This is a genomic window from Spongiimicrobium sp. 3-5, assembly GCF_046557915.1.
Taxonomy (GTDB): Bacteria; Bacteroidota; Bacteroidia; order Flavobacteriales; family Flavobacteriaceae; genus JBHEBG01.
Map to the genome: position 1 here is coordinate 580,043 of NZ_JBHEBG010000002.1, position 17,505 is coordinate 597,547.

The window sequence follows — 17,505 nt, forward strand, 5'->3', positions numbered from 1 at the left end:
CCAATTACTTTTTTCGGTTAAAATTAGGGGCCCCTTCAGGGGTAAAGGGCTTAAGGTTACTCGTCTAATCTTAAAAAAGTAATTGTTCTCGTATAGGCGTATTAACGTTTTATTAGAATTCAAATATAGAAAAAAAATTATAGGTCGAAAAAAAAATGTGTTTTCCCAATCCTATTTTGCATCGATATTACAGTGACGCTGGCAATTAAAATGTACATATTGTATCTTTGCCAACTTAATGAAGAACATGGTGTCAGTAGCGGATGTAAATCCAAAGGAGAACATTATTATCAAAGGGGCCAAATTGCACAATCTTAAAAATATAGATGTTGTAATTCCCCGGAATAAATTGGTGGTTATTACCGGACTTTCGGGTTCAGGGAAATCTAGTTTGGCCTTCGACACCCTATATGCGGAGGGGCAAAGACGGTATGTAGAAAGTCTATCGTCCTATGCCAGACAGTTTTTGGGGAAATTGCACAAACCAAAGGTAGATTATATAAAGGGTATTGCCCCGGCCATTGCCATTGAGCAAAAGGTAAATTCTACCAACCCCAGATCAACGGTAGGTACTTCTACTGAAATCTATGACTATCTTAAACTCTTGTATGCCCGTATTGGCAGAACCGTATCACCTGTATCCGGGAGAGAGGTTAAAAAACATGTTGTCAGCGATGTTATAGACCACATAAAGAAGTTTGATGAAGGAGCCAAACTTTTACTATTGGCGCCTATTAACATTAAAGAAGACAGGGATCCTATTAAATCCCTACAAATGTTCGCCAAGCAAGGCTATGCAAGAATAAAATATAAGGGCGAAGTTATACGGATCAACGATTCAATTACGGAAATGGATAGGTCGTTTCATTTAGTAATAGACCGTATAATAACACAAGACAATGAAGATTTCTACAACCGACTGGCCAATGCTATAGATACAGCTTTCTTTGAAGGAAAGGGTAATTGTATCATTGAAGAACTGACTAATGGCAAGCAAGTACCCTTTAGCAATAGATTTGAGTTGGACGGGATGAAATTCCTAGAACCCAATGTACATTTGTTCAGTTTTAACAATCCCTACGGGGCCTGTCCCAAATGCGAAGGATATGGCGATGTTATTGGCATAGACGAAGATTTGGTGATTCCCAATACCTCACTATCTGTCTATGATAATGCAATATTTCCCTGGCGGGGAGAAAGTATGGGGTGGTATAGGGATCAACTGGTAAATGCCGCATATACCTTTGACTTTCCCATCCACAAACCGTGGTTTGAGTTATCAGAAGCTCAAAGACAACTGGTTTGGGACGGCAATAAGCATTTTAAAGGTATCACTAGCTTTTTTAAGATGTTGGAAGAAAAAAGCTATAAGATCCAGAATAGGGTTATGCTCTCTAGATATCGTGGAAAGACTAAATGCAACTCATGTAAAGGCAGACGGTTAAGAAAAGAGACCGACTATGTAAAAATAGATGGAAAATCCATTTCAGAACTTGTAGAGCTGCCTATTGCGCGGTTGGTAGCATTTTTTGAAAACATTGAATTGAACCAGCACGACGGACAAATTGCCGATCGCCTGTTGAAGGAGATCAATAGCAGATTAGGGTTTTTAAGCAAGGTAGGCCTAAGTTACCTTACCCTAAACAGAAAATCCAATACACTTTCTGGTGGGGAGAGCCAGCGCATAAATTTGGCAACCTCTTTGGGCAGTAGTCTTGTAGGGTCTATGTATATTTTGGATGAACCCAGCATTGGGCTGCATCCCAAGGATACAGAAAATTTAATTTCCGTACTAAAATCGCTCCGCGATCTTGGTAATACGGTTATTGTAGTAGAGCACGATGAGGATATTATGAAGGCTGCCGATGAAGTAATAGATATAGGCCCCGAAGCGGGCACCCATGGAGGTGAAGTTGTGGCACACGGTACCTTCAAACAGATATTGCAGTCTACCTCCCTTACCGCGCATTATCTCAACGGTACCAAAACGATTGAAATACCCCAGCCGAGAAGGGTCTTTAAAAATCATATCGAAATAAAAGGAGCCAGGGAGAACAATCTCAAAAATATAGATGTAACCTTTCCCTTAAACGTGCTCACCGTAATCACCGGTGTTTCCGGTAGTGGAAAAAGTACTTTGGTGAAAAAGCTGCTATACCCCATAATATTGAAAGAAGTTGGCGGGTACGGAGAAAAGGCGGGCCAGTTTACATCGGTAGCTGGTAACTACCAATCCATAAAGCATGTAGAGTTCGTAGACCAAAACCCTATAGGCAGGTCTTCCCGTTCTAACCCCGTAACCTATATTAAGGCCTATGATGATATTAGGGCCTTATTTTCTTCCCAGAAATTGAGTAAGCTACGTGCCTACCAAGCCAAACATTTCTCTTTTAATGTTGATGGTGGACGGTGTGAGAAATGTAAGGGTGAGGGCGAGATTACTGTAGAGATGCAGTTTATGGCCGATGTACATTTGCAGTGCGACGTCTGTAATGGCAAACGCTTTAAAAAAGAAGTGTTGGAAGTGAAATTTGAAGATGCGAATATTGACGACATCCTAAATATGACCATTGACGATGCCATCCAATTCTTTGAAAAGTACCAACAGCCCAAAATTATGGGCAAATTAAAACCCCTACAGGATGTAGGCTTGGGTTATGTAACGCTAGGGCAGTCCTCCTCTACCCTTTCGGGAGGGGAAGCACAACGTATTAAACTGGCGTCGTTCCTTGTTAAGGGCAGTACCAAGGAAAAAGCGTTGTTTATTTTTGACGAACCTACAACCGGTTTGCATTTTCATGATATAAAAAAGCTGTTGAAATCCTTCGAAGCCCTAATCTTAAGGGGCCATTCCATTGTTGTCATCGAACATAATATTGAGTTGATCAAATGTGCCGACTATATTATAGATTTGGGTCCAGAAGGTGGTGAAAACGGAGGACAGTTATTGGCCATGGGTACTCCGGAAGAAATTATACAAGAAGAGACCTCTATTACCGCCAAATATTTGAGAGAAAAAATTGCGCCACCCGTAATTCTCTAAGTATTCCAAAAACCCACTTTTGGGGTATCTCTTTTTATGGCAACTGCTATTGTTTTTTACTAAAAATAAAGTCGAGAGCTAATACAAATTTATAATTAGCTGACAGTCAATATATTACAAATTAATTAAATTTCTGGCACGCTGTTTGGTATATAGTTATCGAATGTAAATAGTTGCATTCGGAAATTTAAAACCTTATATCATGAGAAATTTAACACTCCTTTTTGCGGCTCTGATCTTAAGCACTTCTAGTGCCTTGGCCGTTACAGCTGAAGATAAGGTTGCAATGCGCAATGCTTATGGTTACAACAACTCTTTCATTTTTGTTGAGAACGGCATTACGTTTTCAGTATATCCGGATGGCGAGTTCGATTTTTACATAGACAATAGATCAAATTTTGGCGCCAGCGTCAATTTTAGAAATACCAACATCACCTTTAATTCGGGTTTCGATTATAGCCCCTATACCCAATATGATGATTATGGAGCTGTAATTCAGGTAGAGAACGTTCCTATCTATTATGATTACTACGGAAGGGTGTCGCAAATTGGTGATATCAACGTTTGGTACAGAAACAACAGAGTACACCGTGTAGGTGGTTTATACGCCTATTATAATAATAGAGGTTATTATAGCCACCACACAGGTTATATCAATATCTATAACAGAAACTATGTGTACAGGCCATTTCACAGGTATTTTGCCAGACCGGCCGTTAATCTTTGTTTAGTGTACAATAGGCCCTATAGAAGGTACTATACACCAATACGCTATACGTACTATAGACCTTATAGGTATAACACCAGGCGTGCATATGCCAAAGTTGGTCACCGTTATGATTACAACAGAAATCATAACAGAAGGGATAAAATATATAGAAATGACAGACGTGTAGCCGTGCGCGATAGAGGTCATAGAAGAAACGATGGCCTAAGGAATTCTAGAAGCGTTGCCCAGCGCAACAATGCAGTAAGAAACGGTAGAACCTTAGAGCGTAGTTCGGCGCGTAGGTCTGCCACAAGAAGTCAACGATCGGTAGATAGAAGTGTTTCAGACCGCCGTGGTACAGTTTCTAGGAGTACTTCCATACGTAAAGGGGACGCTCGCAGCACAAGACCGGCAGCAAATAGAACGGTGACTAAGCGAGAGGTAAAAACAACGCCAAGGAGCAGAACCGTTACAAGAAGTACCAAAACGTATAGAAAACCTCAAAGTAGGTCAAACAATAGAACAGTAAAAAGTACTACCAATACCTATAGAAAGCCGCAGAGTAGAAATACGGGCAACAAGGTAAGAAGCAGTACAACAAGAACGCAAAGGACGGTCGCAAGCCGGTCTGGTAACAGAAGCTCTAAAGGAAACAATGTTTCCAAAAGAACTACAACCAGAAGAACGGTAAGCAAAGCCCCTTCTAGAAGTACCAGAAGCGTAAGCACTAGAAGTCGTTCTAAAAAGCAATAAAGACAGTTTTTAGGTTGGTTAGTTGTTTAAGCCCCGTAGCGAATTCGTTCCTACGGGGTTTATCGTTTTAAAAATTTTAATAGCATTCTATGTACATCATCGGATATATTGAACCTTAATAAAACCCAAAAATAGATAATCACCAAAGCCGTGCTTTTTAGTAGGATGTTTAAAACGGGGTGAAAAGTAAAAGGGACAATGTAAAACAAGATGCCCACCAACAATAAAAGACATACTACCTTAAATGTTGCTAAGGTCAAAGGTTGAATACCGAATTTGGATCTTACATAAAAGAACTTAGCCATATTATAGATACCTATGGCCAAAAAGGTGGCTAAGGCCGCTCCGTTTAGGCCGTATACGGGAATAAGCCACAGATTTAACCCTATGGTAAGGAGCGCCAGAAAAACGCCCATTAGCAACACCCATCGGTAATGATCCGAATTGTATAGAATAGAATTATTATTACCCAATAGGGCATCGAAAACTTTGGCAAGCCCTATTAAAACAACAACAATCAGGCCTCCACTATACGTTTCCGGTAAAAGGGCATATAGATCATTAAGGTTTAATACGATAAGAGTAAAGATCAATCCAGACATTAGGAACAAGGTCAAAGAACTTTTTTGATAAAGCTGTTTCAGGGCATGCATGTCCTTTTCATTGAGAATCTGGGCGGTAAGTGGGTAGGTAATTTGATGCATGGCCCTTGCCGGAACGCTAATTACCGTGGCAATAAAAATAGCCACACTATAGTATGCCACGTTTTCAATTTTTATAAATTGATTTATCATAAACCGATCTATCTCCAATAACACTACGGCTGTTGAACCACCAATGATGATGAGAAAACTATACTTTAAAATTGTTGATGTATTTTTTGGGAACTTAAAATGTAATCTAGGCCGCTTTAGCGAGTAAGCATACAATTTCATGATTATGGTACGCAACAAATATAACGCTACCAAGGCCTTTAGGAAGGTGGTGACCGTAATAAAGTCTAAATAAAGAATTATTAATAAGACAGTAACTCCAAGCCTTACGAAGACCTCTTTCATAAAATTGCCAAAAACGGATTTCATCTGTACTTTGGCCCAGGCATAAAAAACCTCGAAATAGGCCATGGCCAGCCCAATCAGTACAATATGCCAAACATAATCCTTTACAATAGCATTTTTATTGGATAAAAGACTTCCGACAACATCATAGGTGAAATATGCAATAGCGCTAATTGGAATGATGAAAAGCAATGGCAGCAATAGCATAAGGGTAAGAAATCCTTCGGTGTCTTCGGTATTCCGAAAGCTACTATAATATTTAACCATGGTATTGGGAACGCCAAAGGCCAATATCGGCATTAGAATGGTTGAGGTAGACAATATAACCCCTACCAGACCAAAATACTCTTCAGTTAAAAAACGGGTATAGAGAAAAAGGGTGTTAATGGCACCGATTCCAAAGCCCAAATACGTAATAAGGGTATTGCTGGCCGTTTGTTTAAAGACTATTCCCATTGCAGTTCCGCTGCTAGTTGCTTTGTTAGTTCCCTCCTACTATATTGATCTACCCCGTTCGGGACAATTGTCAATTCTTCCGCCGTATAGGTAGCGAACCATTTCAAAAGTAAGGTTTTGAGTTCAGAATCCTCGGTATAGTCAAACGCAGCGCCGCAATTACTTTCCTTAATAATACGCGCCGCTTCCCAATCTTGTGGTCCTACTCCTAGAATAGGTCTACCAACGGCCATATATTCAAATAGCTTCCCAGGGATTATACCTTTTGTTTCTTCAGAATTAATTTCGACAAGCAATAGCACCTGTGATTTTCGCAAAAATCTTATTGCCTCATCATGTGTAAGGTAATCCACTAAGGTTACATATTCCTTTAAACCATGGTTATAAATGGTGTCCAAAACATCCGTACTAACAACACCGACCAACTTTAACTGAAACGAAGCCCTAAAAGATTCATTACTTTGTACCAGCTCTGCCAGAACCTTCCATAGGTTTTTAGGATTTCTTCCCGTAAGTAGGGAACCAATGTGGGAGAGTGTAAATTTATCGTCCAACGAAACAACTTCGTTCACATCCAAATCATGTCCATTGGTAATAGTAACAATGGGTTTATCCGTTAATGCCGTAAACTCTTTTTTTGTAGTATTACTGGTCACCAAAATTTTGTCCGCAGTATTCAATACAAAGCGCTCTAGTTTTTTATGCTTTTTATGTGCGATTGCGGTAAGCCTGAGCTTTTTGTGATAACCAATGGATGTCCACGGATCACGAAAATCTGCTAGCCATTTAATATCGAACTTGTTTTTAAGATTTAGGCCAATAAGGTGTACACTATGTGGTGGCCCCGTGGTAATTATCGTTTTAATCCCTTCTTTTTGTATAATGCCCGACAAAAACTCTACCGACGGTTTTACCCAATATTTTCGGGCATCAGGGATAAAAAGATTTCCGCGTATCCAAAGCAACGCCTTCTCGGAAAGCGATTGGTTTTTTGCCTTAATAATTCCCCTGCTTATCTGTTTTGTCTCTCCTTTCCAAAAAAGCTTGGAAATCCCATACGGTTCAAAAATCTTGTGCTTATAAACGTTTAGTTGTGCAGGGATCTCTTTTTCCAGTGTTTTGTCTAAAATGGGATAATTGGGGTTTTCCGGCACATAGATCACCGGTTCTATATCAAAATCCCTCAAATATTTTACAAACTTAAGCCAGCGTTGCACCCCTGGTCCGCCAGCCGGAGGCCAATAATAGCAGATAATGAGTGCCTTTTGCATTACGTTTTCTTTTTCCTGGAACGCCAGATCGAAAAACCTGCCCCGCCCAAGCTAAGTAATATAAGCAATACGGAACTTGCTAAGCTAATCTTACTTCCTGTCTTAACAACTTTGGGCTCAAACTTAAACTCTATATTGTGATCCCCAGAAGGTACTTTTAACGCTCTAAGCACATAATTCACCTTAAAGGAAGACTGTGCCTCTCCATCAATATAGGCATTCCAACCATGGGGGTAATACATTTCCGAGAACACGGCCACCCCGTCCCTTGTATTTGAGGCCGTATAGGTTAAATGGTTGGGCTTATAATCTACCAAAGTAATTATCGCAGTTGAATCTTTAGTTAAATTGAAGTTTTGAATGTTTGGAAACACCGATGTATTTACCACCGCAGTGTTTTTAACGTCTATACTGTCCAAAGCTAAAATTTCTTCATCAGCGTTTTTCACCGGAATCAGCTTTTCAATAAACCATGCATTCCCATTGGCATTTGGGTTTATCGCCGGATAGCTTCTGCCCTCTTCATCTTGTTGTATTACGTACTTAACATTTAGCATGTTGAGCACCCGTATATTGTTTTTATACACATGAAAATCGAACAACTCCATAATTCCGGCAGGTTTGGCTGCATGGTACCCACCAATGGACTGATGAAAGTAAGAGGTTCTGGCACCGTTTAAACCTTCGGACGGATCGTAAACCCTAAACACTTCCGTATCTTCCAATATACGTTTGTCCAAGGCCGTCTCCTGAAATGGTGCTTCCATCTGGCGTTTTCTAACAAAATTATCTTCGTTTACATAACGCAGGCCAACACCTACCAAATCTATGAGAACAAGCACACCAATAGCAGTTACGGCAAGACTTCTTTTCATTCTTTTTTTAATGAACAGCCATAATACCAGAGCCGTGAGTAGCACAAAGACAAGGGAACGCAGGGTATCGCTGGTATAAACCGCTTCCCTGTCGAGCTGAATCATGGTCACCACTTCATCTCCAAAGTACTGCCTAAAGGTTTCATCACTCTGACCCACAAAATCAAAAGTTCCCTTAAGGAGAAGCAAAGCCACTCCCAGACCAGCAACAATAAAAAAACTGGTTTTTAGTGCAACCATCTTTCTTTTGTACTCTTCCGAGGAGTCAAAAAGTTTTTTTAAAGCCAAAATGGCCAAAATAGGAGCGCATAGTTCCAAGATAACCTGTATGGAGGAAACCGCCCTGAACTTATTATACAGCGGAAAATAATCAATCATAAAATCTGTGAGCAATCCAAAATTTTTGCCCCAGGACAAAAGCAGTGACATTATGGTACCACCAAGTAACCACCATTTAAATTTTCCTTTTACCAAAAATAGCCCCAGAACGAACAAAAAGAAGATAATGGCCCCTATATAGGCGGGCCCTGATACCCCAGGTTGATCTCCCCAGTACAGGCGAAGCTCACTGGTAAAATCCAAGGCTTTGCTTTTGGAAAGTCCTTGTTCTGTTAAATAGTCATAGGTTTTGGAGTTAGCGCCCAAATCCTCTACACTGGCACCACCAAAGAGTCTGGGGACAAATAGATTCAATGACTCCAATATCCCATAACTATAAGCTGTAATATAATCTTTGCCAAGACCTTGCGTATTCTCTCTTGGAGACCCATCGGGCTTAACGGTCAATTCTGTTTTTCCCCTGGTACTCCAATCAGCATATTCTTTGGTGGCCATAAGGGCCGTTGCATTTGCAGAAATACCAAGGACCACTGCCAAGATCAAAATACCAACCGAGGTAAAAAAATGTTTTAGTTTCTTTTTTCGAATTGCACCTACCAAATACGATAATCCAAGAATTACGACCAGGAGCATAAAATAATAGGTCATCTGATAATGGTTGGCCCCTACCTCCAATGCCATGGCCAGTGCAGTAAGTATAAATCCCCAAATATATTTTTTTCTGAACACCAAAAGTATTCCTCCCAACAATATAGGCAAATAGCCCAAGGCATGTGCTTTTGCGTTATGTCCAACCCCAAGAATAATAATCATGTAAGTAGAAAACCCAAAGGCCAACGCCCCTACAATTGCCAATTTGTAATCTACCTTTAAACAGCATAATAAAATGTAAAATCCTATGAAATATAGAAAGAGGTAGTCAGCGGGTCTAGGAAGAAATCTGATTACGCTATCCAACTTTTTAACGTAATTATGAGGGTAATTGGCACCTAGCTGATAAGTAGGCATGCCACCAAAAGCGCCATTGGTCCAATAAGGCTCTTCCGCAGTACGTTTTCTAAAATCGTTCTGTTCCTTGGCCATGCCAGTATACTGTTGTATGTCTGACTGCGAAATAACCTTCCCTTGAAGCACCGGATGAAAATAGGCCAGAGCTACTACCACAAAAAAAACGAAAACAAAAAAATGGACAAATAACGCTTTAACGTTGGTCTTCACGGATATTGATTTTAAAAATGGTTGGCCCTTTACTAAAAGTTAGTCAATTTCCTCAAAATCTATGTAATCTCCAACTTTTTCTGAGGAACCCGATTTTGGCGGTTTTTTTTTGTTGATGATTACATCACCAAATTGCTCATCTTGGTTTTGTTCGGGACCGTTGAAGGTTCCAAATTTTTCACGAAAATGTGCTTCCGTCTTGCGAGCGGCATAAGTAAAAAGTTTTGGCGCAAACCACCTGGCCAGTATTTTAAGCAGATAATATACTAACAGCAGTATGAGAACCGTTTTCAAAAAACCCATATTCTTAAAGCTATTTATATCAAAAGTACAATTCTAACGTTGTATTAAATGAGCAAAAGTCATAAAATAATAATAAAATAGTAATAGACCGGTAATTGTAGATAAATGAAAAAAATAAAGCAACTTCTTATCCTTGTCCTTTTTACAGCCCCTTTTTTTGGCTTCTGCCAGTACACCGATGTCATAAATTCTAACAGGCCAGGGCTTTCAGTAAGTGCCTACGCCGTTGGAAGAAATGTATTTCAAATAGAATTTGGAGGGCTATACGAACAACAAGATCACAACCAGTTGAACACAGAATCGAATATATTGGGGGCCGATTTTTCACTTCGGTACGGACTTCTTTTCGAAGCTTTAGAACTCAACTGGGAGGGTACTTTTCAAAACCAGAACATTACATTTACCAATTTGGGTACCGAGGATAGCCGAACCGATTTTTCCAGAAACCGGATTGGACTTAAATTTTTGGTTTATGACCCATTCAAAAATCCGGAGGCCAACAAACCAAATTTATACAGCTGGCGTGCCAATAATCTTTTTCAATTAAAAAACCTTATTCCGGCCGTTTCGGTCTACGCTGGTGCCAATATAGTGTTGGGAGATAATCCGTTTTATGTTGGTGATCCTACGATCTCTCCTCGGGTTATGGTAGCTACCCAGAGCAGGCTTACGCCAAAATTTGTGTTGATTTCGAATATTGCCTACGACAGAATAGGCACGGACTTTCCAGAATGGAGTTATCTTATATCGCTGTCCCATGCCTTTAGGAATCCAAAATGGAGCGTTTTTGTTGAAAATCAGGGTGTAAAAAGTGATCGTTATTCCGATATTTTGCTAAGAAGCGGTGTTGCCCACCTAATCAGTGAAAAATTACAGGTAGATTTAAATTTAGGGGCCAATTTTAAAAATTCTCCCTCGCGGATCTTTGTATCCTCTGGGTTCTCCTATCGATTTGATATGCACAAAGACGATCCTATAGCAATTGAGGATCAGAAAGGCGGGGCCGGAGGCCCAATCAAGAAGAACTCAATGAAAAAAGAAAAGAAGGCAGCGAAAAAGGCCAAGAAAAAAAATAAGGGCCGTGGTGCAGAGGATATTGACCTTGGGCCTTCAAAAAAACAGTTGCGAAAACTGAAAAAAAAGAAAAAAGGCAAAGATGATGGGGTAATAGATTTTTGATACCCTACCCCAAACAAATCACTTAAAATTAACTTTGAGGCTTTATTCTGTTGATTAATATCATTAATATTGATAGCAGAAAACAATGTATATGATCCGTATAGAAGAGGCCACTACCAAAGCTGAGTTAAAAAAATTCGTAAAATTTCCCTTTTCCCTATATAAAGGCTCTCCGTATTGGGTACCTCCAATAATTAAAGACGAGTTAGAGACCTTTGATAAATCTAAAAATCCGGTTTTTAAAGATGCGGATGCATGGTTCTTCCTAGCCTACGAAGGCAATAAGATCGTTGGCCGAGTAGTAGCCATCATAAATCGGTTGGAAGTAGATCAGCAAGGAATAAAAAAAATGCGTTTTGGTTGGTTCGATTTTGAGGACGACCAAAAAGTCTCCAAGGCCCTACTAGAAAAAGTGGCCGAAATAGGCGTACAGCATCGGCTAGACTATATGGAAGGGCCGGTAGGTTTTTCCAATTTGGACAAGGTAGGTGTACTTACCGAGGGTTTTGATCATATTGGGACCATGATCACCTGGTACAATCATCCCTACTACGTAAACCATTTTGAAACCCTGGGCTTTGTTAAGGAGAAAGAATACTTAGAGAACAAATTTCCCTTTAGCAATACCAAACCCGAATTGTTCGTTAAAATACAGTCATTGATAAAGAGGCGCTACGGACTGCGGGAAATCAATTTCGAAAAAACGAAGGATGTGCTTCCCATGGCCGACAAAATGTTTGACCTTTTCAATGAAACGTATTCGTCCTTGGCCTCTTTCGTGCCCATTACGGATATCCAAAAGGAATACTTTAAGAAAAAGTACATCAGCTTTATAAATCCCGAATATATTAAGTTCATAGTAGATAAGGAAGATAAACTTATTGCCTTTTCCATAGTAATGCCATCTTTTTCCAGGGCATTGCAGAAAGCGAATGGCAAGTTGTTCCCTTTTGGTGTATATCACCTGCTACAAGCCAAGAAAAAAAGTAAGGATGTAATTTTTTATTTAATAGGGGTTCATCCCGAATATCAAAACAGAGGGGTAACCGCCATCATTTTTAATGAATATTATAAGACTTTTAAGGCAAAAGGTATAGAAAACTGTATAAGAACGCCAGAATTGGAAGAAAACACCGCTATACGCCAAATATGGAAACATTTTGATCCCGTTATCCATAAACGACGAAGAACCTATAGAAAAGATTTAAAATAGCCTCGATAATCATCCAAGGCCCACATTGGGTAGTTTCAATATGTATTTAAGTAATACTATTCTCCCATTGCTGCTGCAACAGCGGCCGATAACCGCTTATAGGTTCCGTTTTCCAAACGTTCCCTGATACTTGAAAATGCTTCTAAGGTAATGGCAATGTCTTCTAAGGTATGTGTGGCTGTAGGAATCATACGTAACAGTATCAATCCTTTGGGAATTACAGGATAAACCACAATGGAACAGAAGATTCCATGGTTTTCTCGTAAGTCCTTAACCAGCGCCATAGCTTCCGGAATGCTACCATTTAGGTAAACAGGGGTAACACAACTCGATGTGGTCCCTATATCAAATCCCCTTTCCTTAAGTCCGTTTTGGAGCGCATCTACGTTTTCCCACAGCTTGGCCTTTAACTCTGGCATGGTACGTAACATATCCAACCTCTTTAAGGCGCCTTTTACGTAAACCATCGGAAGCGATTTGGCAAACATTTGAGATCGAAGGTTGTATTTTAAGTAATCGATAATCTCTTTATCAGCCGCCAAGAAAGCACCTATACCTGCCATAGATTTTGCAAAAGTGGCAAAGTACACGTCAATATCGTCTTGCACACCTTGTTCTTCACCAGCACCAGCACCGGTCTTACCCAAGGTTCCAAAGCCATGTGCGTCATCTACCAATAATCTAAACGTATATTTTTGTTTTAAGGCAACTATTTCCCTAAGCTTCCCTTGTTCGCCACGCATACCAAAAACGCCTTCGGAAATCACCAAAATACCTCCCCCGGTCTGCTCGGCCATTTTTGTGGCTCGATCCAGGTTTTTTTCCAAACTTTCAATGTCGTTGTGCTTAAAGGTAAAGCGTTTGCCCATATGCAGACGTACCCCGTCTATTATGCACGCGTGCGAATCCACATCGTAAACGATTATATCATCTTTGGACACTAGCGCATCAATTGCGGAAAGTATGCCTTGGTATCCAAAATTTAAAAGATAGGACGATTCTTTTTGTACAAAAGCGGCCAGTTCTTGCTCTAACTGCTCGTGAAAATCTGTGTGCCCACTCATCATTCTAGCACCCATTGGGTATGCGGCACCATGCTCGGCAGCGGCATCTCCATCAACTTTTTTGATTTCAGGTAAGTTGGCAAGACCTAAGTAATCATTGATACTCCACGTGATTACATCTTTACCTTGAAACTTCATCCGGTTGGAAATTGGACCTTCCAACTTTGGAAAAACGAAATATCCCTCTGCCTGTGAAGCCCATTTTCCCAAGGGGCCTTTATTCTCAATAATTCTATCAAACAAGTCTCTCATTAAGCCTGGATTGGTTTAACTGCAAAAGTATATATTTTTAACAAGCATTCATAAATTATTTTAGGGGGCAATAAAAAAGCAATGACCACGGGTGCCATTGCTTTGGATGTAAATATTGAGTATAGTTTATTTTATGAACTCTATTTGTTGGGCTTCCTCCACATTTTTGGTATCGAAAAAGCCTTGGTCGTTCATCCAATCATCACTGTATACCTTGCTCATATATCTAGAACCGTGATCAGGGAAAATTACGACTATATTACTGTTTTTACCAAATTCGCCTTCCGCATCCAACTGCTTCACAGCTTGCATTACGGCTCCACTGGTATAACCAACAAAAAGGCCTTCGGTCTTTGAAATTTCACGGGCCGTATGGGCACTTTCTTCGTCGGTAACTTTAATAAATTTATCGATTAGTTCAAAATCTGTAGCTGAAGGAATCAGGTTTTTGCCCAAGCCCTCTATCCGATAAGGATATATTTCGTTGGCATCAAATTCCTTAGTCTCGTGGTATTTTTTTAAAACCGAACCAAAAGCATCTACACCAATGACTTTTACCTTCGGATTTTGTTCCTTAAGGTAACGGGCCGTTCCGGAGATAGTACCCCCTGTACCACTACAAGCAATTAAATGGGTGATATTACCATTGGTCTGTTTCCAAATCTCTGGCCCAGTGGTTTTATAATGTGCCTCTATATTAAGTTCGTTAAAATATTGGTTAATGTAGATAGATCCTTTGGTTTCTTCATGCAGTCGCTTGGCAACTTGATAGTAAGATCGTGGATCATCCGCGCTAACGTGGGCAGGACAGATATATACCTTTGCTCCCATGGATCGGAGCATATCTATCTTATCTTTTGAAGATTTGGAACTAACTGCCAAAATGCACTCGTAACCTTTTATGATACTCACCATGGCTATGCTAAAACCGGTATTTCCTGAAGTGGTCTCAATAATGGTACTGCCCTCAGTTAGTATACCTTTGCGTTCTGCCTCTTCTATGATGTAAGCTGCAATTCTATCTTTTGATGAATGTCCCGGGTTAAACGCCTCTACTTTGGCATAAAAATTTCCGGTAAGCTGATCCGCAATCCTGTTTAATTTAACTAAAGGTGTATTTCCTATAAGTTCCAGGATATTGTTATAAGCATCTATCTTATGTTCCATAAAGGGGGGTCTAGTTTAAAAACATAGCAATCGTTAAATAACTATATTTCGGGGACAAAATTAGTATTTTTTTTTAATTATTGAATTTTACCTTCCAAATCTAATAAAAAAGCGTACTCTTTTGCTGCTTCCTTTAGTGCTTCAAACCTGCCCGAAGCCCCGCCGTGGCCCGCATCCATGTTGGTATCAAGAAAAAGAAGATTATCATCTGTCTTCATCTCCCTCAGCTTGGCCACCCACTTGGCAGGCTCCCAATATTGCACTTGTGAATCGTGCAAACCCGTTGTCACCAAAAGATTGGGATATGCTTTCGCCGTAACGTTATCGTAAGGGGAATACGATTTCATATAATCATAATACTCCTTATCATTGGGGTTGCCCCATTCGTCATATTCTCCTGTTGTTAGCGGAATGGAATCGTCCAACATCGTTGTAATTACATCTACAAAGGGTACGGCCGCAACAACACCGTTGTATAAGTCGGGAGCCATATTAACTATAGCACCCATTAACAAGCCACCTGCCGAGCCGCCTGCGGCATACAGATGGTCTGGACTGGTGAGACCACTATCGATCAAAAACTTGGAACAATCCACAAAATCGGTAAACGTATTCTTTTTTTCTAACAACTTACCCCCCTCATACCATTGTCTTCCTAAATATTGTCCCCCTCTAATATGTGCTATGGCATAAACGAACCCTCTATCTAACAAACTTAAGCGTACCGTAGAAAAATAGGGATCTATGGTTGCCCCATAAGACCCATACGCATATTGTAAAACAGGATTTGCCTTGTTCAAATCAGTATCTTTATGGTATACTATGGACATGGGTACCTTTTCTCCGTCCCTTGCAGTGGCCCAGATACGCTTGGACAGATAATTTTCTTTTTGAAACTTTCCGCCAAGCACTTCTTGCTCTTTTTTAATGGTCTTTTCCTTGGTACTAAGATTAAAGTCTATGACCGAACTTGGGGTAGTCATACTATTATACGCATACCTTAAAATTTCGGTATCAAATTCGGGATTATGACTTGCGTAAGCCGTATAGGTTTCACCTTCTAAGGGCAAGTAGTAACTGTCATTACCATCCCAACGCACAATTTTAAGCTTATTGAGGCCATTTTCTCGTTCGGACAGTACATAATAGTCTTTAAAGATATCTATGTCCTCTAACAGCACCTCCGTACGATGTGGAATAAACTCTTCCCAATTATCCGATGATGTATTTTCTTCTTTAACTTTCATCAGTTTAAAATTGGTTGCCTTGTCCTTATTGGTAAGTACATAGAAATCTGTACCGTAATGGGCAATAGAGTATTCTAACCCTCTGGTCCTTGGAGAAAATATTTTAAACTGTCCATCAGGATCATCGGCCCTTAGCACCTGATATTCAGAGGTTAATGTACTATAAGAGCCTATAACGATATACTTTCTTGATTTGGTCTTGTACACAAAAGTGCCAAAAGTCTCGTCCTCCTCGTTGAAAATCAATTTATCCGTTTTGGCGGAAGTACCAAGACGATGTTTGTAAATCTTATCAGAACGTAAGGTTACAGGATCTTTTTGAGTATAAAACAGGGTTTTGTTATCGTTTGCCCATACGGCGCTTCCTGTAGTATTTTCTATTTTATCGGGATATATTTCCCCGGTTTCCAAATTCTTGATCTGGATGATATATTGCCTTCTGGATACGGTATCAATAGAAAATGCTGCTAATTTGTTATTCGGACTTATCGCCAATCCTCCCAAATTAAAGAAATCGTGCCCCTCTGCCATTTCATTGCAATCGAACAAAATTTCTTCCTTGGCCTGCTCCTCTCCCATCCGTCGAGAATATATTGGATATTCCTTTCCCTTTTCATAGCGCGTATAGTACCAATAGCCATTTTGTTTATAGGGTACGGAAGAATCGTCTTCTTTGATCCGGCCTTTCATTTCATCAAAAAGTGTTTTTTGAAAATCTTTGGTATGCGCCGTTAAACCGTTATAGTAAGCGTTTTCCTCATTCAAATAGGCAATTACCTCTTCATCTTCCCTTTGATTAAGCCAATAGTAATTGTCTACTCTTACATCGTTATGCATTACTAATTCCTTGGGTACTTTTTTGGCAATCGGGGCCGGTGTTTTGGTCATATCCTTTTTTTGGTTTTGACAGGAAACGGCAAAAGTAACACATAACAAAAAAACAACTTCCTTTTTTCTTAATGCTATCATAAAAAATATTATTTTCGGCGCAATTTACTAATTTTGTAGGTAGAATCTTAAAAAAACGACATGTTTGGAGATATGATGGGTATGATGGGAAAACTTAAGGAAACCCAAGAAAAAGTAAAAGCTACCAAGGACCGACTCAACACGGTACTTTTGGATGAAGCAACCTCCGACGGACTCTTGGGCGTTACCATTACCGCCAACCGGACGATAAAAAACATTACCATTGATGATGCGCTTATGGCGGACAAAGAGCAGCTGGAAGATTACTTGGTTTTAACATTGAACAAAGCTATAGAACGAGCTACAAACGTTAACGAAACTGAGCTTGCGGCAGTTGCCAAAGAAGGCATGCCCAATATACCCGGGATGGATTCATTTTTTAAATAGGC

12 protein-coding genes are annotated in these 17,505 nt (G+C 40.0%); 5 read left to right on the top strand and 7 right to left on the bottom strand.

The window, feature by feature from the left end:
- Nucleotides 1-247 precede the first annotated feature (247 nt).
- Both uvrA and ACEQ81_RS10775 read left to right on the top strand, forming a co-directional pair.
- Entirely contained in the window at nucleotides 248-3,043 is a 2,796-nt protein-coding gene (gene uvrA / locus ACEQ81_RS10770; RefSeq protein WP_411031043.1) for an excinuclease ABC subunit UvrA, read from the top strand.
- A gap of 202 nt (nucleotides 3,044-3,245) precedes the next feature.
- Nucleotides 3,246-4,505, top strand: a complete 1,260-nt coding sequence (locus ACEQ81_RS10775; RefSeq protein ID WP_411030897.1) for a hypothetical protein — start codon at nucleotides 3,246-3,248, stop codon at nucleotides 4,503-4,505.
- A 59-nt stretch (nucleotides 4,506-4,564) separates the two neighbouring features.
- Here ACEQ81_RS10775 and ACEQ81_RS10780 read toward each other — a convergent pair whose 3' ends face one another.
- From ACEQ81_RS10780 to ACEQ81_RS10795, 4 genes are read right to left on the bottom strand one after another with little or no spacing between them, the layout of a single operon-like run.
- A complete protein-coding gene (locus ACEQ81_RS10780) occupies nucleotides 4,565-6,019 on the bottom strand; it encodes a lipopolysaccharide biosynthesis protein (RefSeq protein WP_411030898.1) in 1,455 nt (484 codons plus the stop codon).
- Complete coding sequence (locus ACEQ81_RS10785; RefSeq protein ID WP_411030899.1) at nucleotides 6,010-7,290, bottom strand: glycosyltransferase family 4 protein; 1,281 nt, start codon at nucleotides 7,288-7,290, stop codon at nucleotides 6,010-6,012. The genes ACEQ81_RS10780 and ACEQ81_RS10785 overlap by 10 nt, the downstream gene beginning before the upstream one ends.
- On the bottom strand, nucleotides 7,290-9,722 hold the full coding sequence (locus ACEQ81_RS10790) for a YfhO family protein (RefSeq protein ID WP_411030900.1): 2,433 nt from the start codon (nucleotides 9,720-9,722) through the stop codon (nucleotides 7,290-7,292). Before ACEQ81_RS10790 ends, ACEQ81_RS10785 begins: the two co-directional genes overlap by 1 nt.
- Before the next feature lie 39 nt (nucleotides 9,723-9,761).
- Nucleotides 9,762-10,025 carry a DUF4834 domain-containing protein gene (locus ACEQ81_RS10795; RefSeq protein WP_411030901.1) on the bottom strand — a complete coding sequence of 88 codons (264 nt, stop codon included), beginning with the start codon at nucleotides 10,023-10,025 and terminating at the stop codon, nucleotides 9,762-9,764.
- 105 nt (nucleotides 10,026-10,130) lie between these two features.
- Here ACEQ81_RS10795 and ACEQ81_RS10800 point away from each other — a divergent pair, with 105 nt between their 5' ends.
- Both ACEQ81_RS10800 and ACEQ81_RS10805 read left to right on the top strand, forming a co-directional pair.
- Nucleotides 10,131-11,204, top strand: a complete 1,074-nt coding sequence (locus ACEQ81_RS10800) for a transporter (RefSeq protein ID WP_411030902.1) — start codon at nucleotides 10,131-10,133, stop codon at nucleotides 11,202-11,204.
- Between the two features lie 91 nt (nucleotides 11,205-11,295).
- On the top strand, nucleotides 11,296-12,417 hold the full coding sequence (locus tag ACEQ81_RS10805) for a GTP cyclohydrolase (protein ID WP_411030903.1): 1,122 nt from the start codon (nucleotides 11,296-11,298) through the stop codon (nucleotides 12,415-12,417).
- 56 nt (nucleotides 12,418-12,473) lie between these two features.
- Here the strand turns inward: ACEQ81_RS10805 and ACEQ81_RS10810 are convergent, their stop codons facing one another.
- From ACEQ81_RS10810 to ACEQ81_RS10820, 3 genes are all read right to left on the bottom strand, one after another.
- The gene (locus ACEQ81_RS10810) at nucleotides 12,474-13,733 is read right to left on the bottom strand and encodes an aminotransferase class I/II-fold pyridoxal phosphate-dependent enzyme (protein WP_411030904.1); all 1,260 of its coding nucleotides are present in this window, start codon (nucleotides 13,731-13,733) and stop codon (nucleotides 12,474-12,476) included.
- A gap of 126 nt (nucleotides 13,734-13,859) precedes the next feature.
- On the bottom strand, nucleotides 13,860-14,900 hold the full coding sequence (locus ACEQ81_RS10815; RefSeq protein WP_411030905.1) for a PLP-dependent cysteine synthase family protein: 1,041 nt from the start codon (nucleotides 14,898-14,900) through the stop codon (nucleotides 13,860-13,862).
- A 77-nt stretch (nucleotides 14,901-14,977) separates the two neighbouring features.
- Nucleotides 14,978-17,116: a S9 family peptidase gene (locus ACEQ81_RS10820; protein ID WP_411030906.1), complete on the bottom strand. Its 2,139-nt coding sequence runs from the start codon at nucleotides 17,114-17,116 to the stop codon at nucleotides 14,978-14,980.
- A gap of 60 nt (nucleotides 17,117-17,176) precedes the next feature.
- Between ACEQ81_RS10820 and ACEQ81_RS10825 the strand changes: the two genes are divergently transcribed.
- On the top strand, nucleotides 17,177-17,503 hold the full coding sequence (locus ACEQ81_RS10825; RefSeq protein WP_411030907.1) for a YbaB/EbfC family nucleoid-associated protein: 327 nt from the start codon (nucleotides 17,177-17,179) through the stop codon (nucleotides 17,501-17,503).
- Nucleotides 17,504-17,505: the final 2 nt, after the last annotated feature.